The sequence below is a fragment of the Bosea sp. AS-1 genome (genome assembly GCF_002220095.1).
Classification (GTDB): domain Bacteria; phylum Pseudomonadota; class Alphaproteobacteria; order Rhizobiales; family Beijerinckiaceae; genus Allobosea.
Genome location: NZ_CP022372.1, coordinates 420,845 through 446,702 on the forward strand (window position 1 = coordinate 420,845; position 25,858 = coordinate 446,702).

Genomic DNA, 25,858 nt, shown 5'->3' on the forward strand with positions numbered 1-25,858 from the left:
CTTCAGGCGATCCTGATCCGCGTGGCGCGCTCATAGGCGAGCGCGAAGGCGATCAGCGACTTGTCCGAGCCCTTCGGGCCGATCAGCGACAGGCCGAGCGGCGCGCCCTCGCGCTGCGCCACCGGAATTGTAACTTGCGGGAAGCCGGAGAGACCTGCAAGGCAGAGCAGCCGCAACGCCCGGTTGCGGTAATCCTCCAGCTCGGATTCGTCGGCGGTGACCAGCGGCGCGATGTCCGGCACCGTCGGCAGGAGCAGCACGCCGTCCTGCCCGAGCAGCCGGGCGAGTCGTGTCCGAAACGTCTTCCGGGTCGCCTCGCCCTTGGCGTATTCGCCCTCCGTCACGGTCTTGCAGAACGCGAAGCGCTCCTTCACGCCCGGCCCGAGCGGCGGTGCGAAACGCTCGATCATCGCGCCGTCCGCTGCCCAGGCCTCGCGACCCTGGATCCAGCGGAAGGCCCAGTAGAGCGCGTCGATATCGCGGACGACCTTGACGCTTTCCGGCTGGCCGACGCTCGGCATGGCGCGCTGGACGACATTGCGCAGGATGGTTTCCGCTTCCGGCACGGCTTGCCCGAACATGTCGTCGGCGAGGAGAAGGCGTGGCGTCTCGGGCAGTTCGGTGCGGTCGCGGCCCAGCAGCACGCTGCCGACGCGGGCAAAGGTCTCGCCGTCACGGGCGAACCAGCCCGGCGTGTCGAGGCTTTCCGCCAGCGGCCAGACCCGTTTCAAGGACAGCCGGCCATGGGTCGGGCGGATTCCGAAGAGCCCGCCATAGCTCGCCGGAGCCCGGATCGAGCCACCGGTATCCGAACCGAGCGCGATGTCGGCCAGCCGACCGGCGACCGCCGCCATCGAGCCACAGGAGGAACCGCCGGCAATGCGCGCCGGCGCGGCCGGATTGATCGGTGAGCCGAAATGCGCGTTCTTGCCGTTGAGCGAGAAGGCGAGCTCGTCGGTGTGAGTCTTGCCGATGAAGCGGGCGCCGGCGTCGAGCAGGTCCTTCACGATCGGTGCCGTCTTCGCCTTGATGCCGGACTGCGCCAGCACGATCGGCGAGCCGGCGCCGGTCGGGTAGCCCTTGACGTCGAACAGATCCTTCACCGCCAGTGTCAATCCGGCGAGCGGCCCCGTCGGGCTGTGCTTCACCGGTGCATCGGGGTAGGGCACGAAGCAACGGAACGGATCGTCATAGGTCATTGCGGTCAGATCCCCCTGGAGTCGCCGTCGGAACGCGGATCATGCACGGCCTCGACATGGCCGCGCGGGTGCTTCACCAGCATGCCTGCATGGCCGAAGCCTTCCGAATAGGCCTCGCCGGTTTCCTCGACCGGGTGGCCGGCACCGTCGAGGCGCTCCAGCAGGGTGGGATCGAAGCGGCTCTCGAATTTGAGCGCGGTCGAGGCCGAGCCCCAGGTCCGGCCGAAGAGCCAGCGCGGCGCATCGACCGCCGCGGCGAGGCTCTGGCCAAGGCGATAGCGGGTCAGGAGCTGGGCCTGGAACTGCGGTTGGCCGTCGCCGCCCATCGAGCCATAGGCGAGGATGCGCCCGTCGTCGAAGCGGGCGAAGGCCGGGTTCAGCGTGTGGAAAGGTTTGCGACCCGGCATGAGCGGGTTCGCCGCCGTCTTGTCGAGCGAGAAGGAGATGCCGCGGTTCTGCCAGTGGATGCCGGTCGCGGGCAGCACGCAGCCGGAGCCGTATTCCCAGTAGATCGACTGGATGTAGGAGACGGCGAGGCCCTTGCCGTCGATGGCGCCCATCCAGATCGTGTCGCCATGGCTCTGCTTCACCGGCCAGGATGCGGCGCGCCTGCTGTCGATCAGCGCCGCCTCGCGCGCCAGCATCGCTTCGTCCAGGAAGCGGGAAGGATCGCCCTTCGCATGGGCCGGGTCCGTGACATGGCGGTCGCGGATGGCGAGCGCGCGCTTCGTCGCCTCGATCAGCCCGTGATGATGCGCGAAGCTGTCGAGCTCGACGCGGCCCAGCCGCTCGAACAGGCCGAGGATGACCAGCGCCGCAAGCCCCTGCGTCGGCGGCGGCATGTTCCAGACGGAGAGGCCGGGTAAGGCGAGCGAGAGCGGAGTCACAGTGCGGGCGTGGAAGCGTTCGAGATCGGCGCGAGCGATGGGAGCGCCGATACGCTCGAGATCGGCGGCGATCTCGCGGCCGACATCGCCGCGGTAGAAATCGTCGAGCCCGGCATCGGCCAGTTGTTGCAGGGTGTCCGCCAGCGTTACCATCTTGCGCTGCGTGCCCCGCTTTGGCGCCGCGCCGTCTGGCCAGAAGGCATTCAGGAAGCCCGGCGCAGCCTTCAGCTCTGCCAGCTCATGAGGCTTGCTGCCGCTTTCGGAAAGAGAAACCGCATAGCCTTCGCGGGCATGGCGCACGGCATCGGTCAGCAATTCGCGCAGAGGCAGGCGGCCGCCCAGCGAGGCGGCGAGATCGAGGGCCAGGCGCCAGCCGCCGACAGCTCCGGCGACCGTTAGGGCAGCTCCGGGGCCGCGGGCGGGAATGCTGTCGTATCCCTTGGCGCGATAGCGTTCGATCGTCGCAAGCGATCCGGCCGGGCCGCAGGCCTCGATGCCGTGCATTTTCCCACCCGGCTCATGGACCAGCCAGAAGCCGTCGCCGCCGATGCCGTTCATATGCGGGTAGACGACCGCGATCGTCGCCGCCATCGCGACCATGGCCTCGATCGCGTTGCCGCCCTCGGCCAGAATGGCACGGCCGGCTTCGGAGGCGAGATGGTGAGGCGCGGCGACTGCGGCCGAACCAAAGGCAGGCGTGTCGAGCATCAGGACTTTGCAATCTCCCCGGCCATCCCTATCTGCCCAAAAGGCGCTGATAGGGGCGCGATTTTGTTGCATGGAGCGGCAGGCTCCGCTAGGTGCGTTTGCGCGCATGGCTGTGTGAGAGACGCAGGTGCGCGCTGACGTGCCTGCGCAGGGCGGGCATTCGAAGGAAAGACAGCATGGCCGGACGGCACACCAACTGGCGTAGCCTGACCATCGTGGTTTCGCTTGGAATCCTGCTCGCGGTCGAGCTGTTCGGTGTCGCTCTCGCGGCAGGCTGGGCCATTGCCGGCCTGTTTGAGCTCGGTACCATGTTCGAATACATCATGATGGCCGTGTTCTCGGTCTTCGCGGCCTATGGCATGGTCAACCTGATGCGCCGCGTGCTCAAGGTTGAGCATCTGACCACGGTCGATTGAGGGCTCCGGCCCTAATCGCAAATCTTCAGCGTGACCGGGTCGGCGTCGGCCGGCAGGTAGTCCCCCATCGGCTTGCAGGTGCCGTCCTTGCAGATCCGCCAGTCGGCGGTGGCGCCGGAGCGGCGCATCACCACCTCGTGCAGCGCGGGCAATTGCGGACGCCAGCGCCAGAACCCGTCGATCAGCTTCGCGCCGTCCGGCGGATCCATCCCGGCGCCAGAACCCTCGATGCGGGCCTCGACGATCTCGAGCCCCTTCGGGGTCTCGCGCCAGACCTCTTCCCATAGCGTCTTCTGCACGGAGTGACGCCAGCCGAGCGTGATCTCGCCGCGGCCGAGCGCCACGACGAGCGCGCCGGCCGCGAGGCAGATGCTCACGCCGCCGCCGGCGCGGCGTTGCGCGCGGCGAACCAGTGGCGGGCGATGATCGCCGCAGCCAGCAGGTAGCCGATCGGATCGCTGTAGGCGAACTCGCCGAAGAGCATCACCGCCGCGATGAAACACAGCACGCGCTCGATCGCCGTCAGCCGCGCGAAGAGATAACCGATCGCCACCATGCCGAAGAGGCCGATCGCTACCGAGGCCTTGAACGTGGCGTAGATCACAGCCGGCCAGAAGCCGATGACATTGGCCATCGGATCGCCCGGCTGAAGCATCAGAGCCGGGGAATAGACCGCGATAAACGGGATGACGTAGCCGGCGAGCGCGACGCGCATTGCCTCCCAGCCGATCTTGTCCGGGTTTTCCTTGGCGATCGGTGCGGCGGCGAGTGCCGCGAGCGCCACCGGTGGCGAGAGGTCGGCCATGATGCCGTAGTAGAAGGCGAACATGTGGCTGACGATCAGCGGCACGCCGAGCTTTTCCAGTGCCGGCGCGGCCAGGGCGGCGACGATGATGTAGGTCGGGATCGTCGGGATGCCGGTGCCGAGCAGGATCGACAGGATCATCGTCAGGATCAGCGCCAGAAACAGGCTCGACTGGCCGAGCCCGATGATCCAGGCACCGAAGGTCGTGCCGATGCCGGTCTGCGTCATCAGGCCGATGATAGTGCCGACGATGGCGCAGGCGATGCCGACCGGAAGCGCCGTCTTGGCGCTGTCGGCGAGCGCATCACGACTGACGGCCAGCGTGGCGCGCCCGCCCAACGTGAAGGCATTGATCAGGACGAGCACGGCGATCAGACCTGCGACATAGCGAACGTCTAGCCCCTCCTGGAACAGGGCCGCGGCGATGAGGCCGAGCCCGATCCAGAAGATGACGCGCAAGCTCTGCTTGCTGAGACCTGCCGCGAAGCCGGCGCCGAGCAGCAGCCCGACGGTGAGCGCGAGGCCCATCGTGCCGGCAAAGAGCGGCGTGAAGCCGTGAAACAGCATGAAGACCAGCACGGCGAGCGGTAAAGCGAGATACCAGCGTTCGCGCAGCGCCTTGAGCGGGCTCGGCAGCAGGGCGCGCTCGACACCCTTCAGGCCGTATTTTCCGGCCTCCAGATGCACCATCCAGAAAGCCGAGGCGAAATACAGGATTGCGGGAATGGCGGCAGCCTTGACGATCTCGGCGTAAGGGACGCCCAGAGTCTCGGCCATGATGAAGGCGACGGCGCCCATCACCGGCGGCATGATCTGCCCGCCCATCGAGGCGGTTGCCTCCACGCCGGCGGCGAAGGCGCGCCGATAGCCGAACTTGATCATCAGCGGGATGGTGAACTGGCCGACGGTGACGACATTGGCGACGCCGGAGCCCGAGATCATCCCCATCAGGCCGGAGGAGAATACCGCGACCTTGGCCGGGCCGCCGCGCGTGCCGCCGAAGATGCCGAGAGAGACGTCGTTGAACAGGTGGATCATCCCCGCCTTCTCGAGGAAAGAGCCGAAGACGATGAACAGGAAGATATAGGTCGCGGAGACGTAGATCGGCGTGCCGTAGAAGCCTTCGGTGCCGAAGGAGAGGTGACCGATGATCTGGTCATAACCATAGCCGCGATGGTTGAAAGGGGCCGGCAGATACTGGCCGAAGAACCAATAGAGCAGGCAGACGCCGCACATGATCGGCAGGGCGTTGCCCATGAGCCGGCGCGCTGCTTCGAAGATCAGCACGATCAGGAGCGTGCCGACGACGAGATCCAGAGTGGATGGGTCGCCGTCGCGCAGGATCAGGTCGGCATAGAAGATCCATTGATAGAGGCCGACACCGAAGCCGACGAGGCCGAGTACCCAGCCAAACGCCCGGCCGGCATCGTTACGCGCCCTGAAATTCGCGATCAGGCCGAAGCTCAGAAGCAGCAGGAAGCCGACATGGATGCCGCGTGCAGCCTGGCTCGGCAGGATGTTCCAGGCGGAGATGATGATCTGGAAGGCCGCGAAGGCGAGCGCGATCGCATAGGCGAAAAGCCCCCAGGCGCCGGGACCGAAACCTGATGGGAAGCCGTGTTCGAAATTGTCGAGGTCAGCATGCTCGACCTCGCCCGGCTTTGCGCCGGAGAGGGCTTCCAACTGGTCGGTTTCGTGGGTCATCGTTCTGCGGCTCCGGATCAGGCCGTCAAGGAATGCGCGACCACCCCGCGCGAGAGACTCGGGATGATCGCGGCTGTATCGAAAGTGAAAGCCGAGCTCAGGAGCCGACTTTCATGCCCTTTTCCTTGAAGTAGCGCGCCGCGCCGGGATGCAACGGCACGGGCATGCCCTCGAGCGCCTTCTCGAGCTTGATCTCCTTGCCGGCCGCATGCGACGCGGCGAGATCGCCGAGGTTCTCGAAGATGTTCTTGGTCATCTGATAGACCAGTTCCTCCTTCACGCCCTCATGGGTGACGAGGAAGTTGACCACCGCGGCCGTATTCACCGCGGCGCTCTGGCCGGTATAGGTGTTGGCCGGAATGGTCGCGCTGATGAAGGGGGTGCCCGCCTTGTCGATCACCGCCTTCGGGACCTCGACGACATTGATCTCGACCGAGGTCGAGAGGTCGCGCAGCGAGGCGACGCCGAGGCCGGCCGACTGCAGCGTGGCATCGAGCTGGCGGTTCTTCATGAGCTCGACCGACTCGGCGAAAGGCAGATACTCGACCTTGCCGAGATCCTTGTAGCTGAGCCCCGCTGCGGCGAGGATGGCGCGGGCATTGAGCTCGGTGCCGGATTTCGGTGCGCCGACCGAGAGGCGCTTGCCCTTGAGGTCGGCGAGCGTGTTGATGCCGCTCTCCTTGGAGGCGACGATCTGCACGTAGTTCGGGTAGATCGCGCTGATGCCGCGCAGCTTCTTCAGCGGCGCCTTGAAGCCGGCTTCTTCGTCGCCCTTCCAGGCGGCGTCGAGCGAGTCGCCCAGCGTGAAGGCGATCTCGCCACGACCCTGCTGCAGCAGCACGAGATTTTCGACCGAGGCCTTCGTCGCCTGGACGGTAGGCCGGACGTTCGGGATCTTCTCGCCATAGATTTTCGAGAGCGCGACGCCCATCGGATAATAGACGCCGGAGGTGCCGCCGGTGAGGATGTTGATGAACTCCTGGGCGCGGGCGCCCGCAGGCGCGGCAGCGAGGAGAACAGCGGCGGCAAGGCCGGCGAGTTGCCGGCGGCGGAACAGCATTGTCATGGGAACTCCCTGATCGACCCCGACTCCCCGGTCGGTTTACCTATCGTTGTAGAGCAGGAAACCCGAGAAGGAAAAGCGCAAGACTTGCCTTTCTTTTGCGCCTTTAGCCGAATCCCACGGGCAGGCTTGGGCATGATTGGCCGTTACCAGCCGTGATACGGTTGGATTTGCAGCCTGGCATCGTCGGCGGCGTGCACAAGCCGCGAAGACCGCTTGTGTGGCCGTCAGTGTAATATTATATCGTCGCACATGATTCACGCGCACGACCATGGCCACAGTCATGCCGGCTCGCACACCGTCTCGGAGGATCCGGGCTGGTCGCTGCTGCGCCTGTCGGCCTGGAACCGCGTGGGGCTGGCCGGTGTCGTCGTGGCTCTGCTGTGGGCAGCGACGCTGGCCGTGATCGCCTGAGAGGGAAGTTTGCGTTGTCCGCCATTCGCCTCACCGACCTGACGCTCGGCTATGATCGCCACCCGGCGGTGCATCACCTCTCCGGCGAGGTCGCCACGGGGAGCCTGACCGCTATCGTCGGTCCGAACGGCGCCGGCAAGTCGACGCTGCTGAAAGGTATCACCGGCACGCTCGCGCCGCTTTCCGGCGGGGTCTCGATCGCCAAGGGCAAGCGGCTGGCCTATCTGCCGCAGTCGGCCGAGCTCGACCGCTCCTTTCCAATCCATGTCTACGATCTCGTCGCCATGGGATTGTGGAATCGCGCCGGCATCTTCGGGCGCATCGGTGCGAGTGCCGCTCACAAGGTCGAGCACGCGATCGCGGCCGTGGGGCTCACCGGTTTCGAGCGCCGGCCGATCGGTACGCTCTCGGGCGGACAGATGCAGCGCGCGCTGTTTGCGCGGCTTCTACTGCAGGATGCTGACGTGATCCTGCTCGACGAGCCCTTCACCGCGATCGATGCGCGTACGACCGCCGACCTCCTGGCTCTGGTGCAGCGCTGGCATGGCGAGAGCCGCACCGTCGTCGCCGTGCTGCACGACATGGAGACGGTGCGCCGGGCCTTTCCGCAGACACTGCTGCTGGCGCGCGAGGCCGTGGCCTGGGGCGAGACGGCCGATGTGCTGACGCCGGAAAACCTGCTCGCGGCGCGGCGCATGGTCGAATCCTTCGACAGCCACGCCGCTCCCTGCCAGCGCGACGCAGCGTAACGCTCTCCAGTCCGGGCCGGCCGATGCTTTACGATCTCTTCATCGGCCCCTTTGCCGAGTTCGATTTCATGCGCCGCGCGCTCGTCGGCGTGATGGCGCTGTCGGTCTCGGGCGCGCCGATCGGCGTCTTCCTGATGCTGCGGCGGATGAGCCTCACCGGTGATGCCATGGCCCATGCCATCCTGCCGGGCGCGGCACTGGGCTATCTCGTTGCCGGTTTCTCGCTGCCCGCGATGACCATTGGCGGGCTCGCCGCCGGCTTCGCGGTCGCGCTCGCCGCTGGCGCCGTGGCGCGTGCGACGGTGCTCAAGGAGGATGCCTCGCTCGCCGCCTTCTACCTGATCTCGCTGGCGCTCGGCGTCACCATCGTCTCGCTACGCGGCTCGGCGGTCGACCTGCTGCATGTGCTCTTCGGCAATGTGCTGGCGCTCGACGACGGTGTGCTGATCCTGCTCGCCGGGGTCGCGACCATCTCGCTTCTGGCGCTGGCGGCGCTCTATCGGCCGCTGGTGCTGGAATGCGTCGATCCCGGTTTCCTGCGCTCGGTCAGCCGTTCGGGCGGCTTCGTGCATCTCGCTTTCCTTGCCCTCGTCGTGCTCAACCTCGTCGCCGGCTTCAACGCGCTCGGCACGCTGCTCGCGGTCGGCATGATGATGCTGCCGGCGGCTGCCGCGCGGTTCTGGACTGCGGACATCACAAGGCTGCTGCTGCTGGCGACCGGCTTCGGCATGGTCGCGGGCTATGGCGGCCTGATCGTGTCCTATGCGGCGGGTTCTAGCCTACCTGCCGGCCCGGCGATCATCCTGGCCGCCGGCGTGCTCTATATTTGCTCGCTTCTGTTCGGCTCGCAGGACGGTGTTGCGCGACGCCTCTTGCCTCGGGCTCATCTTCAGAGATAGAAACGTTATATCGTTTCATTTTATGGAGACCCCGATGCCGAACCGTCGCGCCCTCGTTGCCGGCCTCGTAGCAGGGCTTACCCTCGCTACCGTGCCGTTCGGCGCCTTCGCGCAGGAAAAGCTGCCGGTGGTGGCTAGCTTCTCGGTGCTGGCCGATTTCGTGAAGCAGGTCGGTGGTGACCGCGTCAGCGTAACGACGCTGGTCGGGCCAGATGGCGACGCGCATGTCTACTCGCCGACGCCGGGCGACGCCAAGGCGATGGCTGCGGCCAGGCTTGTCGTGGTCAACGGGCTGCATTTCGAGGGCTGGCTGCCGCGGCTGGTGAAATCCTCCGGCACCAAGGCGCCGCTGGCCGAAGCGACGAAGGGCATCACCCCGCTCGAAGCCGATGACGAGCATGAAGGTCATGGCAAGGCCGGCCATGCTCATGCGCACGGTCATGACGATCCGCATGCCTGGCAGAGCATCGCCAACGCCAAAACCTATGTCGCGAACATTCGCGATGCGCTGAGCGCGGCCGATCCGGCTGGCAAGGCGGAATACGAAACCAATGCGACGGCCTATCTCGCCTCGCTCGATGCGCTCGAAGGCGAGGTCAAGGCCGCGGTCGCACGCATTCCGGCCGACCGGCGCAAAGCTATCACCACGCATGATGCCTTCGGCTATTTCGTGAAAGCCTATGGCATCGAGTTCATCGCACCGCAGGGTGTCTCGACCGAGGCCGAGGCTTCTGCCAAGGATGTCGCACGCATCATCCGTCAGGTGAAGGCGCAGAAGATTCCGGCAGTTTTCCTGGAAAACGTCACCAATCCGCGTCTGGTCGAGCAGATCGCGCGCGAAAGCGGCGCGAAGGTCGGCGGCCGGCTCTACTCCGATGCGCTCTCCGAGGCCAGCGGGCCGGCGGGGACTTACATCCGGATGGTGAAGCACAATATAAGCGAGATCGAAAAGGCGCTGACCGCCGGCCCGGCCTGACCGGGGCGGTGTCCTCCTTGCGTCGCAGTCATTCAGGTCAAGCCATGTCCGAGAAAATCCCCGTCACGGTGCTCACCGGCTATCTGGGCGCCGGCAAGACCACGCTCCTCAATCGCATTCTGACCGAGGACCACGGCAAGAAGTTCGCGGTCATCGTCAACGAGTTCGGCGAGGCCGGCATCGATGGCGATCTCGTCGTCGGCGCCGACGAGGAAGTGTTCGAGATGAACAACGGCTGCATCTGCTGCACCGTGCGCGGCGACCTGATCCGCATCCTCGACGGGTTGATGAAACGCAAGGGCAAGTTCGACGCGATCATTGTCGAGACGACGGGCCTGGCCGATCCGGCCCCGGTCGCCCAGACCTTCTTCGTCGATCAGGATGTCGGCGACGCCACGCGCCTCGATGCGGTCGTCACCGTTACCGATGCCAAGTGGCTGAAGGACCGGCTGAGGGATGCGCCCGAGGCGAAGAACCAGATCGCCTTCGCCGACGTCATCATCCTCAACAAGACCGACCTGGTGACGTCCGAGGAACTGGCCGAGGTCGAGGCGGCGATCCGCGCCATCAATCCCTATGCCAAGCTGCACAAGGCCGAGCGCGCCAATGTCGATATCGCAGCGCTGCTCGACCGCAAGGCGTTCGATCTGGATCGCATCCTCGATATCGAGCCGGATTTCCTCGAGGCCGGGCATCATCATCACCATGCCGAGGATGTGCGTTCGATCTCGCTGACCGTGCCGGGCGATGTGGATCCCGAGAAGTTCATGCCCTGGATCAACGACCTGACCCAGATCCAGGGACCGAACATCCTGCGCTCCAAGGGCATTCTTGCTTTCAAGGATGAGCCGAGACGCTTCGTCTTCCAGGGCGTGCACATGATCCTCGACGGCGACCTCCAGCGCGACTGGAAGCCGGGTGAGAAGCGCGAGAGCCGGCTCGTCTTCATCGGGCGCGATCTCAACGAGAATGAATTGCGCAAGGGGTTTGAAGCCTGCGCGGCGTGAGCTAAAGCCGCGTCATGACCACGCTGACCCAACCCGTCTCGCTGCGCGAGCATGTCGTCCCGATCGCCGCGGAGGCGCATGTTGTCGCCGCGCGCTGGCTGAAGCTGGGCCTCGTTCTCGCGCTCGCCGATGGGCGCGTGCTGCGCTGGCGCGACGGCGCGACCGACAGCGTCGAGGCTCATGCCGGCGGCATTCTGTGTGCGACTGGTGATGGCGAGCGCATCGTCACCGGCGGCGATGATGGGCGCGTCGTCGCGACCCGGTTCGAAGGCGAGCCGGAAGAGCTGGCCAAGGACCCGAAACGCCGCTGGGTCGATGCGATCACGCTCTCGGCTGCCGGCAATCTGGCCTGGAACAATGGCAAGACCGTCAGTGCGCGCGACGAGAAGGGCCGTGTGCGCACGCTCGAAGCTGCCAGCACGCCACAGGGCCTCGTCTTTGCGCCGAAGGGCTATCGGCTTGCCATCGCGCAGATGAACGGCGTCTCGCTCTGGTATCCGAACACCGAGGCGAAGCCGGAATTCCTCGAATGGAAAGGCTCGCATCTCGACGTCGTCTGGTCGCCGGACGGGCGTTTCATCGTTTCCTCGATGCAGGAGAACGCCCTGCATGGCTGGAAGCTCGGCGACAAGCCGAGCCATATGCGCATGACCGGATATCCGGCCAAGCCGCGTTCGCTCTCCTGGTCGCATGACGGGCTCTGGCTTGCCTCCAGTGGGGCAGACGGCGCGATCGTCTGGCCGTTCCAGGGCGACGGGCCGCAAGGCAAGGCGCCGCGCGAATGCGGCGTGCGCCGGGCGCGGGTCACCCGCGTTGCCTTCCATCCTGGCGCGTTGGTGCTGGCGATCGGCTATGACGACGGCTGCATCCTGCTGGTGCGGCTGACCGACGGCTCCGAGTTGCTGGTCCGGCCGGCCGAGCGCGACAGCGGCATCAGTGCCTTCGCCTGGGACAAGGCGGGCAAGCGCCTCGCTTTCGGGGCCGAGGATGGCGCGGCCGGCGTGCTGACGCTGCCGAGCTGACGGCGATGCGCTTCGGGCTCTTCGGCAGGAACGAGACTCGCAAGGGCGACGAAGCGAAGGCCGTGGCCGAGAGCCTGAAGGTGCAGGTCCGGGCGGCGCTCGGCCTGCCGGAGACGGCAGCCATCGCAGTCAATGAAATCCTCTGCGCCGATCCGAGCTGCCCCGGCACCGAAACGGTGATCCTGGTGATGAAGCCCGGCGCGAAGACGATCGCCTTCAAGCTGCAGATGGCGATGGTCGAGGTGACGGCCGAGGCGCTGGCCGAGGCTCTGGACCCAGCCCATTAGCGGCCGCGTTCTTACGGTTTTAGCCCTTGCGGCAGCACTGGCGCATCGGCCTTGAGCACGATCCCGACCCGGCGATTGTACGGCAGATGGGGATTGTCCTTGATCAGCGGCTCGGTGTCGCCCTTGCCGGTGATGGAGAGGAAGCGCTCGTTCGGCACGCCGGCATTGGCGAGGATTTCGCGCACCGCATTGGCCCGGGCGACGGAAAGCCCCCAGAGATCGCCTTCCGGCGCCTGGCCGGGACGTGGCGTCGCGCTGTGGCCGGAGATGGCGATCTTGTTCGGCATGCGCCTCAGCGTCGGGGCGATGGCGGCGAGCACCTTGCGCATCCGCTCGTTCGGCTGGGCGGAGCCCTCGGGGAACATGGCCCGCCCCTCCTGGTCGACGAGCTGGATGTCGATGCCGGCTTCCGAGACCTCGACGAGGACGTTGCGCGAGACCTCGGCGATCTCCGGCATGTCGCGCAGCGCCTGCCTGAGGGAGGCGGCCGCCAGCGCAAAGCCGCGGTCATAGGTCGCCGCGATCAGCCCGTCTTCCTTCTGGTTGTTGTGGTTGGGCGCGGTGTTGTCGGAGGCGTCCTGCAGGGGGCGGACATAGGCGTTCTTGATGTGGGTCTTGGTCGGGATGCCGTCGAGCTCGACGATGCCCGCGAGGCGGACATCGGTCTGCGTGCCGAAGGCCTCGCGCATCGAGCCGGCGACGATCTGGAGCTTCTGCTTGTCCTGGCTCGAATAGGCGGCGACCATGACGAAGAAGCTCATCAGCAGCGCCATCAGGTCGGCGAAGGTCACGAACCAGCCGTGACCGCCATGGGCTCCGCCCTTCTTGCGCGCCATCGTTCAGGTCCTCAGGCGGCTTCCGCCATCTCGGCCCGGTGATGGTCGGGCAGATAGGCGAGCAGCATCTCGCGCACCAGCGTCGGCGACTTGGCGTCGCGCATCTGCAGCACGCCGTCGATGATGAGGGTGCGGGAGATCTCCTCCTCCTCGAGCTTGACGTGCAGCTTGTCGGCGAGCGGCAGGGTCAGCATGTTGGCGACGATCGCACCATAGAGCGTCGCGAGCAGGGCGGTCGCCATGGCCGGGCCGAGGCGCGAGGGGTCGGACATGTTGGCGAACATCGTCACCATGCCGAGGATGGTGCCGATCATGCCCCAGGCCGGGGCGCAGTCGCCGATGGCGCGGTAGACCTTTGAGCCCTCGTCGAGACGCTGCAGGAAGTTGTCGCGGTCGCGCTCCATCGTGTCGCGGATGAAATCCTTGTCGTAGCCGTCGGCGATGTAGCGCAGGCCCTGGGCCAGAAAGGGATCGGAGACCTCGACGTTCTCAAGCGCGACCGGGCCGCTCTTGCGGGCGATCTCGGCGACGCGGGTGATCTCCTCGATCAGCTCACGCGGATGGACGGAGCGCATGGTGAAGGCGAAGCGCAAACCCATCGGCAGGCCATGGGCGATGACCGAGAACGGAAAGCGCAGCATCGTCGCGGCGGTGGCACCGCCGAAGATGACGATGACGGCGTGCTTGTCGAAATAGGCGGCGAAATTGCCGCCATCGAGCATGATCAGGCCGACGATAACGCTGATTCCGGCAAAAATACCCGCGCCGGTCGCAATATCCATAACCCACCCCGGAACATGCTGGCCGGCGCGCCGGGCACGGCGCCTGTCGCTTCGCCGTCCACCATAGGAAGGGCGGATTGAAGGAACCGTAAAATTGACGGCGCGAATGCGGTGACTTGCTCCGATGCCGCATTCGGCTAAAGCTCAGGGCGATGTCGCTTCTTGCTCTCTACGCCCGCGTCCTCGGTGAACTCGGCCCCGAAAAGCGCCTGGGCGTGGTGCTGGCGCTCGCCAATATCCTGCTTGCGGCGGTGGCCTTCGCCGAGCCGATGCTGTTCGGCGCGCTGATCGACCGGCTGACGACGATCCAGTCCTCTGGCGGCAAGTTGACCTGGAGCAGCATCGACCTGCTGATCTTCGCCTGGGTCGGCTTCGGCCTCGCCAATATCGGGCTCGGCGTCTTCGTCGCGCTTCATGCCGACAGGCTCGCGCATCGGCGTCGGCTCGCCGTCATGGCGACCTATTTCGAGCATGCGCTGACGCTGCCGCTCGCCTATCATACGCAGACGCATTCCGGCCGCGTGCTCAAGGTGATGCTCGACGGCGCCAGTGCGATGTGGGGCTTGTGGCTCTCCTTCTTCCGCGAGCATTGCGCCTCGATCTTCGCGCTGTTCGTGCTCTTGCCCTTCACGCTCTGGAAGAACTGGCAGCTCGGGCTCCTGCTGATCGTCCTCGTCGTGCTGTTCGGCTCGCTCACCGGCTTCGTGCTGCGCCGGACGGATCAGCTTCAGCGCAATGTCGAATCCTATCACTCCAATCTAGCCGAAAAGGCTTCCGACGCGCTCGGCAATGTGCCGGTGATCCAGAGCTTCACCCGCATCGAGGCGGAGGTGCGCGGCCTGCGCTCGACCATCACGAGCCTCCTCAATGCGCAACTGCCGGTTCTGTCCTGGTGGGCGGTCGCCAACGTCGCGACGCGCGCCTCGGCGACGTTGACGGTGCTGGCCATCTTCATCGTCGGCACCTGGCTCCTGATGCACGGTCAGACGACCGTCGGCGAGATCGTTACCTTCATGGGTTTCGCGACCATGCTGGTCGGGCGGCTGGAGCAGATCGTCTCCTTCGTGAATTTCATCTTCATGCAGGCGCCGAAGATGCGCGAATTCTTCGAGGTCATCGACACGGCGCCGACCGTGCGCGACCTGCCGAACGCGCCGGATCCCGGCCGGCTGACCGGTGCCGTCGCCTTCGAAGATGTTTCCTTCTCCTATGACGGCAAGCGCACGGCGGTGCGCGACGTGTCCTTCACGGTGAAGCCGGGCGAAACGATCGCGGTGGTAGGCTCGACAGGCTCGGGCAAGTCGACCACGCTCGGGCTGCTGCATCGCGCCTTCGATCCGCAATCGGGCCGTATCACCGTCGACGGCACCGATATCCGCGACATCTCGCTGCTTTCGCTCCGGCGCAATATCGGTGTCGTCTTCCAGGAGCCGATGCTGTTCGCCCGCTCGATCCGCGAGAACTTGCAGGTCGGCAAGCCGGACGCCACCGATGCCGAGATGACGCAGGCGCTCGACCGCGCGCAGGCAACCGAGGTGATGGCGCGACAGCCTGACGGGCTGGACACCCTCGTCGGCGAACGCGGCCGCACCCTCTCCGGTGGCGAGCGCCAGCGCCTCTCGATCGCACGCGCGTTGCTCAAGAATCCGCCGATCCTGATCCTCGACGAGGCAACTTCGGCACTCGATGCCGCGACCGAGGTGAAGCTGCAGAAGGCGCTGGAGGAGGTGATGAAGGGGCGCACCACTTTCGTCATCGCGCATCGGCTGGCGACGATCCGCAATGCGGACCGCATCCTCGTCTTCGAGCAGGGGCAGGTCGAGGAGATGGGGACCTTCGACGAGCTCGTCGCCAAGGGCGGACGCTTCGCGGCGCTGGCGCGGGCGCAGTATCTGGTCACCGACAAGCCCGCTTCCGAACCCACCGCAGAGGCCCCTAGTCGGCTGGCGCAGAAATTGCGGGCCGATTGACGAGGGCGGACCCCTCTTGCTGGAATACTCCGGCAAAACGACAGAGGGGACTTGTCATGCGATGGCTTACTGCCGGTTTCCTGGTTTCTGGCCTCGTCCTTGGAGCGAACGCTGCCGCCGCGCAGACCAGTTGGGAGATGCCGACGGAGTATCCTGAGACGGCCATTCCCGGCGAAGGCGTCGCGACCTTCGCCAAGCTGATCAATGAACGGGCTGGCGGGCGCCTGACGATCAAGCCAAGCTTCGATGCGAAGCGCGGCATCAAGTCGGCCCAGATGATCGGCGCCGTGCAGAAGGGCGAGGTCGCTGCTGGCGATGCCTTCGCCGGGGCGCTCGGCTCGGTCGATCCGCTGTTCGGCTTGTCCTCGCTGCCCTTCCTGGCGACTTCCATCGCCGATGCGCGCCGCCTGACCGATCTGGCGCGGCCGACCTATGAAAAGAAGCTCGCGGGCTTCGGCCAGAAGCTGCTCTACACCACCCCTTGGCCGGCTTCGGGCATCTGGTCGAAGGCGCCGCTCGATTCAGCAGCCGCCCTGACGGGGCTCTCGATCCGAACCTATGACGCGACCTCGACCGCGGTGATGAATGCGGCCGGCGCCAAGGCCGCCAACCTTTCCTTTGCGGACGCGATGCCGAAGGTGAAGGATGGCTCGGTTGTGGCCGTGCTGTCGTCCGGCGATGGCGGTGCAGGGCGCAATCTCTGGGATTTCCTGCCGCATTTCACCGAAGTGAACTACGCGATGCCGATCTCCATCGCGACGGTCAATCTCGCAGCCTACGAGGCTTTGGCGGCCGATCTCCGGCAGGTCGTTGACACAGCGGCGAAGGAGACCGAGCAGCGGCAATGGGCGGCGATCCGCACACGGCTCGACGAGAACTACGCCCGGATGCGGGCGAACAAGGTCGCGATCCGTACCGAGGTGCCGGCGGATGTCGCCCAGGCGCTGGCGAAGGCCGGTCGTGGAGCCGTCGAGGAATGGCGGCGCAACGCCGGTCCGGACGGTGCTGCCCTGCTCGATCGCTACGAGAAGAAGTAAGAGCCGCAGCGGAAGCGGAGGGTCGTCGCAGCCAGGCCTTCCGTCGAGACAGGGTCGAGCGATTATGCGACAGTCGTCGCATTGCCGCCGATTATTAGAGCCATTTCAGTATGATGATGCTTCGTCTCGCCGCCGCCTGGGCCTCCGTCGCCATTTTCCTCCTCTTCGGCGATAGTCTTCTGGGCTTGCTCGGGGCGCCGTTGCCGTCCCTGCTGATCTTCGTCTGGCTGCTGGCGGTGATCGTCTGGGCGGCCTTCGGCGTGGTGCATGAGGCGGAGGAGCTGGCGGAGCGGCTGGGCGAGCCCTACGGCACGCTGATCCTGACGCTGTCGATCGTCATCATCGAGGTTGCGCTGGTCGGCGCCGTGATGCTCGGCGCCAAGGGGGCGCCGACGCTCGGCCGCGACACGATGTTCGCGGTGCTGATGATCGTGCTCAACGGCGTGGTCGGTATCGGGCTGTTAATCGGCGGCCTCAGGCATTTCCAGCAGCGTTACAATCTGAAAGGCGCCTCTTCCTATCTCGCCGTCATCATCCCCCTGACGGTGATCCCGCTCTTCCTGCCGAACTTCACCACCTCGACGCCGGATGGCACCCTGACGCCTTTTCAGGCGGTCGCCTTCTCGCTCTTCACCGTGCTGCTCTATGGCGCGTTCCTCATCCTGCAGACCGGCCGGCACCGCATGTTCTTCCGCGAGCCGGAGCTGGAGGGTGAGCTCCCTGCCGCGGCGGTGGCGGAAGGAGAAGGAGCTTCGTCGTCATCGATGCGCGAGATCCTGCCGCATGTCGGGCTGCTGCTGGCCAATATCCTGCCGATCGTGATCCTGTCGAAGAGCCTCGCCAAGGTGCTCGATTTCGGCATCGCCAAGCTCGGCGCACCGCCCGCGCTCGGCGGCATCCTGATCGCCATGGTGGTGTTCACTCCCGAATGCATCACGGCGCTGCGCGCGATCACGGCCAACCAGGTCCAGCGCGCGGTCAATCTCTGTCTCGGCGGCGCGGCCTCGACGCTGGGCATGACGGTGCCGGCGGTTCTGCTGATCGGCGTCTTCACCGGGCAGCCGGTGGTGCTCGGTCTTTCGGCGACGAATATGGTGATCGCCGCGATGACGCTGCTGCTCTCGACGCTGACCTTCACCGGCACACGCACGACCATGCTGGAAGGCGCGGTGCATCTGGCGGTGTTCTTCGTCTTCCTCGTGCTGGTCTTCAGCCCCTGACGGTGCGGCGATCACCTGCGAGGTAATCGACCCGATACCCTGCCTTGCGACATGGTGCTGCCACGACCGGCCAAGAGGCCGCATATCGAGGAGCAGTCCATGACCGCCTATGCCATCGCCCATCTGCAGGATGTCGATCTCGGCCCCGAGATCGTCGATTACATTCGCCGCATCGACGCGACGCTCGCACCCTTTGGCGGGCGCTTCGTCATCCATGGCAGCACGCCCGAGATCGTCGAAGGGCCGTGGCCGGGCAATCTCGTCGTCATTGCGTTCCCGGACATGGCGAAGGCGCGCAGCTGGTACGATTCACCGGACTACCAAGCGATTCTGCCGCTGCGCACGGACAATTCGCGCAGCGTTGCGATGCTGGTCGAAGGCGTCGCCAACGATTATCGGGCGGGCGATTTTCTCGCGAAAGCCGGGTTCGCCTGATCAGTGCGCCGCGCCGTTGGCGGCAAGCTCGGCTTCGAGGAAGCTCCCGACCTCCTCGGCTGCGACGCCGGGCGCGATGAAGCTCTTGCCGATGCCGCGCGCCAGGATGAAGGTCAGGGCGCCACGCTTCACCTTCTTGTCCTGCGCCATGGCGGCAAGGATCTCCTCGACGCTGCCGGCCCCGCCCGGGACCTGCTGCAGCCGGCTCGGCAAGCCGACATGGTCGAGGTGGCGCGATACGCGGATGGCGTCCTGCCCCGGACAAAGCTCGAGCCGTTGCGAGAAGCGGAAGGCGAGCGCCAGACCGATCGCGACGGCCTCGCCATGTACGAGGCGGCTGGAATCGTATTTGGTCAGGCGCTCCAGCGCATGGGCGAAGGTGTGGCCGAGATTGAGCAGGGCGCGATCGCCTTCCTCGCGCTCGTCACGAGCGACGATCGCCGCCTTGGCGCGGCAGGAGACCGCGACGGCATGGTCGCGCTCCGGGCCGCCGGCGATGACGCGGCTCCAGTTTGCCTCGCACCAGTCGAAGAAGGCGGGATCGTCGATCAGCCCGTATTTCACGACCTCGGCATAGCCGGCCTTGAACTCGCGCTCGCTCAACGTGTCGAGGAGGGCCGTATCGGCGATGACGAGCGAAGGCTGGTGGAAGGCGCCGATCAGGTTCTTGCCATGCGGCGAGTTGATCCCGGTCTTGCCGCCGACGGAGGAATCGACCTGCGACAGCAGGGTCGTCGGCACCTGGACCAGGCGCACGCCACGGCGCAGGACCGCAGCGGCGAAGCCGGAAAGATCGCCGACGACGCCGCCGCCGAAAGCAATGATGAGGTCGTTGCGTTCGATTTTCGCCGCCAGCAGAGCGTCGCAGAGCGCCACGAACTGGGCGTATGATTTGGAGGCTTCGCCGGGCGGAATGGTGATGCGGGTCGCCGCGATGCCTTCCTGCTGCAGGCAGGTTTCGAAGGCGGCGGCATGAAGCGCCGCGACGCTTTCATCGGTGACGAGCGCAGCCCGGGCTCCCGGTGCGAAGGTGGCGATGAGCGCCGCCGCCTCGCAAAGCTGATGGCGACCGATATGGATGTCATAGCCGCGCCCTTCGAGCGCGACGGGGACGGTGATGCGGGCCCCGGTCCGGGCGGGGATGGTGGCGTTCATGATTCTGCGACTCCGCCGGCCGCGAGTCCAAGATGGCGCTCCAATGCGGCGACAATATCGCCGACGATGACCTCATGCGGCTCGTCGCGCGACTGGATGGTGAGATCGGCCAGCGCATAGACCGGCTCGCGCTGCGCCAGCATGGCGCGCAGCGTCGCTTCCGGATCGGCCGTCTGCAGGAGCGGGCGGTTCGAGCGCTTGCGTACGCGGCGCATCAGCACATCGGGCTCGGCCTTGAGCCAGACCGAGACGCCGAGCTCCTTCACCCGCGCCCGGGTCTCGGCATTCATGAAGGCGCCACCGCCCGTGGCGAGCACAAGGGGAGCCTGTGTCACCAGGATGCGGCTGATCACGCGGCGTTCGCCGTCGCGGAACTCGGCTTCGCCGCGCTGGGCGAAGATCTCCGGAATCGTCATGCCGGCCGCGGTCTCGATCTCCGTATCGGCATCGAGAAAGCTCATGCCGAGCCGGTTCGCCAGCCGCCGGCCGACCGAACTCTTGCCTGAGCCCATCATGCCGACCAGCACGACGGCACGGCCGGCGAGCGCGCTGCGCAGATCGGCGGTCTCCAGGGCTTGAATGGCTGCGACGGTCATGCTGGCTCGTATCCTCGGGCGGGATGTAGCACGCACCGGCAGCGTCCGTCATGCCTCTGTCACGCCTGCGCTTCCGTCATATGCAAAGAGTTTTACGCATCGTTGTGGCGCGCATGCCCTTGCGTCGGCCAATCGGCATCGCGGATAACGGTCCGGCGCCGACCTATATGTTTGAGTCAGAGCGAAAGTTCGCCAGACGTGCCGACCCTGTTCCGGTTTCTGTTCTTCATCGCGATCATCGCAGGGCTGGTCTTCGCGGGCATGATCGCGCTCGTCACCTTCGTTCAGCCGGTCCAGCGCGAGATGGTCGAGATCGTGCCGCCTGCCAAGCTGCAGCCGAAATGAGTCGGATTCCGCGCCAGCGCCTCAGCGCCTTCCTCGACATGCTGGCCGCCGAGCGCGGCGCGGCGCGCAACACGCTCGAAGCCTATGAACGCGACGTCTCCGACTACCTCGTCTTCCTCGCCGGCAAGCCGCTGGAGCAGGCGACTTCCGGCGATATCCGGGACTGGCTGGCCGATCTTGCGGCGCGCGGGCTGAAGGCATCTTCCGCAGCGCGTCGGCTTTCGGCTGTGCGGCAGTTCCACCGCTTCCTCTACACGGAAGGGCTTTCGGGAAGCGATCCAGCTGCGGCGATCGAAGGCCCGCGGCAGGGCCGGCCTTTGCCCAAGGTGATTTCCGTGGACGCCGTCGACCGCCTGCTCGGCGTGGCCCGCGAGGCTTGCGAGCGGGTGGGGGCGACGCCGGCCGCACGGCTCAAGGCGCTCAGGATGCGCTGCCTCGTCGAGATGCTTTACGCGACGGGCTTGCGCGTCTCGGAGCTGATCGCGCTGCCGCTTTCGGCGGCGACCACGCGCGAGCGCTTCCTGATCGTGCGCGGCAAGGGCGACAAGGAGCGGCTCGTGCCGCTGAACGAGGCCGCGCGCCTGGCCGCGCGTGCCTGGCTCGAGGCGCTGAGCGAGGCCGGGCAGGCCGATACACGCTGGCTCTTTCCGTCGGATGGCGAGAGTGGACATCTGACCCGGCAGGCCTTCGGTCGCGAGCTCAAGGCGCTGGCGGGCGCGGCGGGGCTCTCGGGCGCGAGCCTGAGCCCGCACGTCCTGCGCCATGCCTTCGCCAGCCACCTGTTGCAGAATGGCGCCGATCTCAGGGTGGTGCAGGAACTGCTCGGCCATGCCGACATCGCCACGACCCAGATCTACACCCACGTCCTCGACGAGCGGCTGAAGAGCATGGTGCGCGACCTCCATCCGCTGGCGGATGAAGGCTGAGCGCTTCGCGGAACCGGGACTAGCTTTCGACGCAGCGAATCTGCTGGACGCGCTTGGGCATCTCGCCAACGGCCGGGATGAACTGGCCGGTCATGGGATCGAGGATCATCAGCACGCCCGTCGCCACGGCGAAGAAGGCACCGTGCAGGTGCAGCTTGCCCTTCTCCTCCAGGATTTTCACGCAAGGGAAGCTGCGCAGGTTGATCAGCGACTGCTGGATCGAGGCGAGCTCGAGCCGGTGCAGGTAGTCGTCGAAGTTCTCGTTGCGCCCGCGCCCGCCGGTGCGCTCGGCGGCGGGGCCGATCAGGGTGATCCATTTGCCGATGAAGTCGCCAGGCGAGAGCGCCTTCTGGCTGTCGTCGGCGAAGGCGCGGATGCCACCGCAGCGACCATGGCCGAGCACGACGATGTGTTGGACCCTGAGCGCCTGCACCGCATATTCCAGCGCAGCTGAAGTGCCGTGGAGATTGTCGTCAGGCTGGAAGGGCGGGATCAGGTTGGCGATGTTGCGGGCAACGAACATCTCGCCCGGCCGGGCGTCGAAGATGACTTCCGGTGAGACGCGCGAATCGCAGCAGCCGATCAGCATGATCTTCGGCGTCTGACCGTGTTCGCCGAGTTCCTCGTATCGATCCTTCTCGCGGACGAAACGATCGTCGAGGAAGGCACGGTAGCCTTCCGTGAGCCGCTGGGGAAAGGGCGTCGCAGGCTTGTCCATGCCCTCTGTCGAACAGGAAACCGGGGCGGCCGTCAAGCGGAATGCTGCGTTGCGATATCCGGCTTTTGGATCAGGCCGCGGTGAAATGCGCGCGCAAGCGTGCCGCCAGAGCGGCTGCATCGCCCTGCACGGCGACGGTCTTCAGCCGCGCCGTAGCGCCGCCCGCAATCGCGAGCTGCGAGCGCGGCACCCCGATTTGCTTGGCAATCAAGGCAATCAGGGCCGCGTTCGCCTCGCCTTCGGTCGGCGCGGCCCGGACGCGCGCCTTCAGGACGGTGCGCCCATCGGCGAGGGTCTCGAAGCCATCGAGCGCGTCGCGCCCGCCGCGCGGAGTCAGGCGAACCGTCAGTGCGAGCCCCTCCTTCGTCTCCCGCCACGGCCAATCCGGCTCGGGCCGGCCGTGCCCCGTCGGGGTGAGGGTATTCATGCCTGCCCTCTCATGTCTTGCCCCCTATGTCCCGCCCGCGCCTTGTCCATTCGTCATGACAGCCTCTAGGCTGCCTCCATGGCCGATCCGGCATACTGCCTGCGAGGCCGCGCGCGCAATGGAGAGCCCGCCTTGACCGAACCCTGCGACCTGAGTGCCACCGCCGCGCGCGCCCTGATCGGAACCCGGAAGCTTTCTGCCCGCGAACTGCTCGAAAGCTGCATTCGCCGCATGGATGCCGTCGACCCGGCCGTGAACGCCATGGTCGCGCGCGACGATGAAGCGGCCCGCAAGGCTGCCGCCGCCGCCGATGAGGCGACGATGCGTGGCGACAGGCTCGGCGCGCTGCACGGTCTGCCGGTCGGCATCAAGGATCTTGAGAACACTGCGGGCCTGCGTACGACCTACGGTAGCCCGCTCTATCGCGATTTCGTGCCGAAGCAGGACCAGCTGATCGTCGCCTCGGTGCGCCAGGCCGGTGCGATCATCGCCGGCAAGACCAATACGCCCGAATGGGGTGCTGGCGCCAATACCCGCAACGCCGTCTATGGCGCGACTGGCAACCCCTTCGATCCGTCGAAGAGTGCTGCGGGCTCGTCCGGAGGCTCGGGCGTGGCGCTGGCGACGAACATGGTGCCGATCGCCACCGGCTCCGACACCGGTGGCTCGCTGCGCAATCCGGCGGCTTTCAACGGCATCGTCGGCTTCCGCCCATCGCCTGGGCTGGTGCCGAGCGAGAAGCGGCAGCTCGGCTGGAATCCGCTCTCCGTGCTTGGGCCGATGGCGCGCAATGTGCCTGATCTGTGCCTGCTGCTCTCGACGATGGTGTCCGATAACGCAGCCGATGCGCTGGCGACGACGATCCATGGCAAGACGGTCCGGCGGCCGGAGGACTTCGCCCGGCCCGAGGCGATCGACCTCGCCTCGCTCAAGGTCGCGCTGACCCCCGATTTCGGCTTCGCGCCGACGGAGCGGCTGATCCGCGACACCTTCGCCGAGAAGACCGGAGCCTTCAGCCATCTCTTCCACGCAGCCGAAGAGGCGACGCCGGACTGCGAGGGGACCGATGAGGTCTTCGAGATCCTGCGGGCGGTCAATTTCCTCGCCAGCCATCTCGACAAGGTGCGCGACACACCAGAGATGGTCGGCCCCAATGTCCGCGCCAATGTCGAGGAGGGGCTGGGCTACTCCGCTCTGGACGTGACGTGCGCCATGAAGCAGCAGACGGCGATCTACCAGCGCTGGCAGCGCTTCTTCGATGATTACGACGTCATCCTATCCCCGGCCGTCACCTTGAGCCCGCGGCCCTGGACCGAGCTTTTCCCGGCCGAAATAGACGGCAAGCCGACGCGGACCTACTTCCACTGGCTCGCGCTCGCCTATGCCGTCACCACCGTCGGCCATCCGGCGATCTCGCTGCCGGTCGGGCTCGACCGCAACGGCATGCCCTTCGGCCTGCAGATCGTCGGACCGCGCGGCGGCGACGCCAAGGTTCTGGCTGTGGCGGCGGCGCTGGAAGCGGCACTCGCCGGGGATCCGCTGACGGCGCGGCCGGTGCCGGATCTGGCTCGCCTTGCCAAGGCGCGACCGCTCAGCGAGAGCCCGAACTTCATGGGCTTCGCCTGAGACGCTCACGGGCTTCGTTCACGGCGGAGCCCACCCATCACCAACCATAAGAGGGGAGAATGCAGATGAGACGTCGTGAATTCCTCATGGGTACGGCAGCGCTTGGGCTAGCCGGCCCGGCGTTGACACGGCAGGCGGCGGCACAAGGCTCCGCAACGCTGATGAAGTTCGTGCCGCAGGCCAATCTGTCGGCGCTCGATCCGGTGTGGACGACGGCGACCGTGACCAACAATCACGGCTATTACGTCTTCGACATGCTCTACGGCACCGACGAGAAGCTGAAGCCGCAGCCGCAGATGGCGGAAGGGCACGAGATCTCCGCCGACGGCAAAACCTGGCGCATCAAGCTGCGCGAAGGGCTGACCTTTCACGACGGCTCGCCGGTGCGGGGTGTCGACTGCGCGGCGAGCCTCAAGCGCTGGACCCAGCGCGACCCCTACGGCCAGTTGCTCGGCCGCGCCGTCGAGGAATGGGGAGCGCCTGACGATCGCACGATCGAGATCAAGCTGAAGCGCCCCTTCCCGATGATGCTGGATTGCCTGGCGAAGTCCGACCAGCCTCCGGTGATCATGCCCGAACGCCTGGCCAAGACCGACGCCAACACGCAGGTGACGGAGATGGTCGGCTCCGGGCCTTACAAGTTCGTCGCGGCGGATTACGTCTCGGGCAGCCGCGTGGCCTATGAGAAGTTCGAGGCATACAAGCCGCGCAGCGAGCCGCCGAGCCGCAACGCCGGTGGCAAGGTCGCGCATTTCAAGCGGATCGAGTGGAACATCCTGCCGGACCCGGCGACGGCGGGAGCAGCGCTGACACGCGGCGAGGTGGATTGGTGGGAACGTCCGCTCACCGATCTGCAGCCGATGCTGGCGAGCAATCCTGACATCAAGCAAGAGGTCATCGACAAGGCCGGCCGTGGCTCGATCATCCGCCTCAACCACCTGCAGCCGCCCTTCAACAACCCGAAGGTGCGCGCCGCCGTCCGCATGGCGGTGAAGCAGGAGGACTACATGCGCGCTACCCAGGGCGACGACACCTCGCTCTGGCAGACCTGCCGCAGCCTGTGGTGGCGCGGCACGCCCTATTACGACGGCGACCAGGAAGATCTGATGCCGCAGAGCATCGAGAAGGCGAAGGCGGCGCTCAAGGAGTCCGGCTACAATGGCGAGAAGGTCGTCATCATCAACCCGACCGATTTTCCCGATATCGGCCCGCTGGGCGAGGTGACCTTCGAATTGCTCAAGCAGCTCGGCATGAATGTCGAGATGGCGGCGAGCGACTGGGGCACCGTCGTCCAGCGTCGCGGCAGTCGCGAACCGGTCGAGAAGGGCGGCTGGAGCATCTTCCACACCACCGGCTCGGCGACGGGCTGGGGCAATCCGGCCCTGTCCTCGCTGGTGCGTGGACAGGGTGAGAAGGGCTGGTTCGGCTGGTGGAAAAGCGACAAGGCCGAAGCGCTCGCCGAGGCCTGGCTCTATGCTCCCGACGAAGCCGCGCAGAGCAAGAACGCCAAGGAGCTGGGCCGGCTGGCGCTGGAGGAGGTCGCGACGATACCGCTCGGCCAGTTCGTCAGCCGCACGGCCTATCGCAAGGACATGACCGGAATGCTCGCCGGTTCGGCCCCCTATCCCTGGGGGGTGAAGCGCGGCTGA

General features: G+C 66.3%; 27 protein-coding genes. 16 read left to right on the forward strand and 11 right to left on the reverse strand.

Going from position 1 to position 25,858, the window contains the following annotated elements; all coding sequences use genetic code 11:
* Positions 1-2 precede the first annotated feature (2 nt).
* On the reverse strand, positions 3-1,199 hold the full coding sequence (locus CE453_RS03685; RefSeq protein WP_089173352.1) for an amidase: 1,197 nt from the start codon (positions 1,197-1,199) through the stop codon (positions 3-5).
* A 5-nt stretch (positions 1,200-1,204) separates the two neighbouring features.
* Positions 1,205-2,794: a gamma-glutamyltransferase family protein gene (locus tag CE453_RS03690; protein ID WP_089173353.1), complete on the reverse strand. Its 1,590-nt coding sequence runs from the start codon at positions 2,792-2,794 to the stop codon at positions 1,205-1,207.
* A 176-nt stretch (positions 2,795-2,970) separates the two neighbouring features.
* Here CE453_RS03690 and CE453_RS03695 point away from each other — a divergent pair, with 176 nt between their 5' ends.
* Positions 2,971-3,210, forward strand: a complete 240-nt coding sequence (locus tag CE453_RS03695) for a hypothetical protein (RefSeq protein ID WP_089173354.1) — start codon at positions 2,971-2,973, stop codon at positions 3,208-3,210.
* Between the two features lie 11 nt (positions 3,211-3,221).
* Here CE453_RS03695 and CE453_RS03700 read toward each other — a convergent pair whose 3' ends face one another.
* The 3 genes from CE453_RS03700 to CE453_RS03710 form a co-directional block, all read right to left on the reverse strand.
* Complete coding sequence (locus tag CE453_RS03700) at positions 3,222-3,587, reverse strand: DUF1850 domain-containing protein (protein WP_248307933.1); 366 nt, start codon at positions 3,585-3,587, stop codon at positions 3,222-3,224.
* Positions 3,584-5,719, reverse strand: coding sequence for a TRAP transporter permease (locus tag CE453_RS03705; RefSeq protein ID WP_089173355.1), 2,136 nt, complete (start codon positions 5,717-5,719; stop codon positions 3,584-3,586). Before CE453_RS03705 ends, CE453_RS03700 begins: the two co-directional genes overlap by 4 nt.
* A 97-nt stretch (positions 5,720-5,816) precedes the next feature.
* Complete coding sequence (locus tag CE453_RS03710; RefSeq protein WP_089173356.1) at positions 5,817-6,785, reverse strand: TAXI family TRAP transporter solute-binding subunit; 969 nt, start codon at positions 6,783-6,785, stop codon at positions 5,817-5,819.
* 249 nt (positions 6,786-7,034) lie between these two features.
* On the opposite strand from CE453_RS03710, the gene CE453_RS28425 reads away from it, so the two are divergent.
* Genes CE453_RS28425 through CE453_RS03740 form a run of 7 tightly spaced genes read left to right on the forward strand, consistent with a single transcriptional unit; the run spans position 7,035 to position 12,136 of the window.
* Entirely contained in the window at positions 7,035-7,196 is a 162-nt protein-coding gene (locus CE453_RS28425; RefSeq protein ID WP_157732889.1) for a hypothetical protein, read from the forward strand.
* Between the two features lie 14 nt (positions 7,197-7,210).
* Positions 7,211-7,945, forward strand: a complete 735-nt coding sequence (gene aztA / locus CE453_RS03715) for a zinc ABC transporter ATP-binding protein AztA (protein ID WP_089173357.1) — start codon at positions 7,211-7,213, stop codon at positions 7,943-7,945.
* Positions 7,946-7,968: 23 nt separating this feature from the next.
* The gene (locus tag CE453_RS03720; RefSeq protein ID WP_089173358.1) at positions 7,969-8,844 is read left to right on the forward strand and encodes a metal ABC transporter permease; all 876 of its coding nucleotides are present in this window, start codon (positions 7,969-7,971) and stop codon (positions 8,842-8,844) included.
* A 34-nt stretch (positions 8,845-8,878) separates the two neighbouring features.
* On the forward strand, positions 8,879-9,820 hold the full coding sequence (locus CE453_RS03725; RefSeq protein ID WP_089173359.1) for a metal ABC transporter substrate-binding protein: 942 nt from the start codon (positions 8,879-8,881) through the stop codon (positions 9,818-9,820).
* A 44-nt stretch (positions 9,821-9,864) separates the two neighbouring features.
* Positions 9,865-10,827, forward strand: a complete 963-nt coding sequence (locus CE453_RS03730; RefSeq protein WP_089173360.1) for a CobW family GTP-binding protein — start codon at positions 9,865-9,867, stop codon at positions 10,825-10,827.
* Between the two features lie 14 nt (positions 10,828-10,841).
* Positions 10,842-11,849, forward strand: a complete 1,008-nt coding sequence (locus CE453_RS03735; RefSeq protein WP_089173361.1) for a WD40 repeat domain-containing protein — start codon at positions 10,842-10,844, stop codon at positions 11,847-11,849.
* Between the two features lie 5 nt (positions 11,850-11,854).
* Complete coding sequence (locus CE453_RS03740; RefSeq protein WP_089173362.1) at positions 11,855-12,136, forward strand: hypothetical protein; 282 nt, start codon at positions 11,855-11,857, stop codon at positions 12,134-12,136.
* Positions 12,137-12,147: 11 nt separating this feature from the next.
* Here the strand turns inward: CE453_RS03740 and CE453_RS03745 are convergent, their stop codons facing one another.
* Together CE453_RS03745 and CE453_RS03750 are read right to left on the reverse strand one after the other, a co-directional pair.
* Positions 12,148-12,972, reverse strand: coding sequence for an OmpA/MotB family protein (locus CE453_RS03745; RefSeq protein ID WP_089173363.1), 825 nt, complete (start codon positions 12,970-12,972; stop codon positions 12,148-12,150).
* 11 nt (positions 12,973-12,983) lie between these two features.
* Entirely contained in the window at positions 12,984-13,754 is a 771-nt protein-coding gene (locus CE453_RS03750) for a motility protein A (protein WP_089173364.1), read from the reverse strand.
* A 152-nt stretch (positions 13,755-13,906) separates the two neighbouring features.
* Between CE453_RS03750 and CE453_RS03755 the strand changes: the two genes are divergently transcribed.
* The 4 genes from CE453_RS03755 to CE453_RS03770 all read left to right on the forward strand — a co-directional run bounded on the left by CE453_RS03755 (position 13,907) and on the right by CE453_RS03770 (position 18,416).
* A complete protein-coding gene (locus tag CE453_RS03755) occupies positions 13,907-15,724 on the forward strand; it encodes a glucan ABC transporter ATP-binding protein/ permease (protein WP_089173365.1) in 1,818 nt (605 codons plus the stop codon).
* A 56-nt stretch (positions 15,725-15,780) separates the two neighbouring features.
* On the forward strand, positions 15,781-16,761 hold the full coding sequence (locus CE453_RS03760) for a TRAP transporter substrate-binding protein (protein WP_089173366.1): 981 nt from the start codon (positions 15,781-15,783) through the stop codon (positions 16,759-16,761).
* 110 nt (positions 16,762-16,871) lie between these two features.
* The gene (locus tag CE453_RS03765; protein ID WP_089173367.1) at positions 16,872-17,981 is read left to right on the forward strand and encodes a calcium:cation antiporter; all 1,110 of its coding nucleotides are present in this window, start codon (positions 16,872-16,874) and stop codon (positions 17,979-17,981) included.
* 99 nt (positions 17,982-18,080) lie between these two features.
* The gene (locus tag CE453_RS03770; protein ID WP_089177687.1) at positions 18,081-18,416 is read left to right on the forward strand and encodes a DUF1330 domain-containing protein; all 336 of its coding nucleotides are present in this window, start codon (positions 18,081-18,083) and stop codon (positions 18,414-18,416) included.
* Here the strand turns inward: CE453_RS03770 and aroB are convergent, their stop codons facing one another.
* Positions 18,417-19,571, reverse strand: a complete 1,155-nt coding sequence (gene aroB, locus CE453_RS03775; RefSeq protein ID WP_089173368.1) for a 3-dehydroquinate synthase — start codon at positions 19,569-19,571, stop codon at positions 18,417-18,419. It lies immediately after the preceding gene.
* Complete coding sequence (locus CE453_RS03780) at positions 19,568-20,167, reverse strand: shikimate kinase (RefSeq protein WP_089173369.1); 600 nt, start codon at positions 20,165-20,167, stop codon at positions 19,568-19,570. Before CE453_RS03780 ends, aroB begins: the two co-directional genes overlap by 4 nt.
* Before the next feature lie 198 nt (positions 20,168-20,365).
* Between CE453_RS03780 and CE453_RS03785 the strand changes: the two genes are divergently transcribed.
* Positions 20,366-20,512 (forward strand): histidine kinase, encoded by a 147-nt coding sequence (locus tag CE453_RS03785; protein ID WP_089173370.1) that lies wholly within the window; start codon positions 20,366-20,368, stop codon positions 20,510-20,512.
* Positions 20,509-21,438, forward strand: coding sequence for a site-specific tyrosine recombinase XerD (locus tag CE453_RS03790; protein WP_089173371.1), 930 nt, complete (start codon positions 20,509-20,511; stop codon positions 21,436-21,438). Before CE453_RS03785 ends, CE453_RS03790 begins: the two co-directional genes overlap by 4 nt.
* A gap of 19 nt (positions 21,439-21,457) precedes the next feature.
* On the opposite strand, the gene CE453_RS03795 is transcribed toward CE453_RS03790, so the two are convergent.
* Positions 21,458-22,156 carry a carbonic anhydrase gene (locus tag CE453_RS03795; protein WP_089173372.1) on the reverse strand — a complete coding sequence of 233 codons (699 nt, stop codon included), beginning with the start codon at positions 22,154-22,156 and terminating at the stop codon, positions 21,458-21,460.
* Positions 22,157-22,226: 70 nt separating this feature from the next.
* Positions 22,227-22,583 carry a DUF167 family protein gene (locus CE453_RS03800; RefSeq protein ID WP_089173373.1) on the reverse strand — a complete coding sequence of 119 codons (357 nt, stop codon included), beginning with the start codon at positions 22,581-22,583 and terminating at the stop codon, positions 22,227-22,229.
* A gap of 132 nt (positions 22,584-22,715) precedes the next feature.
* Here CE453_RS03800 and CE453_RS03805 point away from each other — a divergent pair, with 132 nt between their 5' ends.
* Together CE453_RS03805 and CE453_RS03810 are read left to right on the forward strand one after the other, a co-directional pair.
* Positions 22,716-24,209, forward strand: coding sequence for an amidase (locus CE453_RS03805; RefSeq protein ID WP_089177688.1), 1,494 nt, complete (start codon positions 22,716-22,718; stop codon positions 24,207-24,209).
* A gap of 65 nt (positions 24,210-24,274) precedes the next feature.
* Complete coding sequence (locus tag CE453_RS03810) at positions 24,275-25,858, forward strand: ABC transporter substrate-binding protein (protein WP_089173374.1); 1,584 nt, start codon at positions 24,275-24,277, stop codon at positions 25,856-25,858.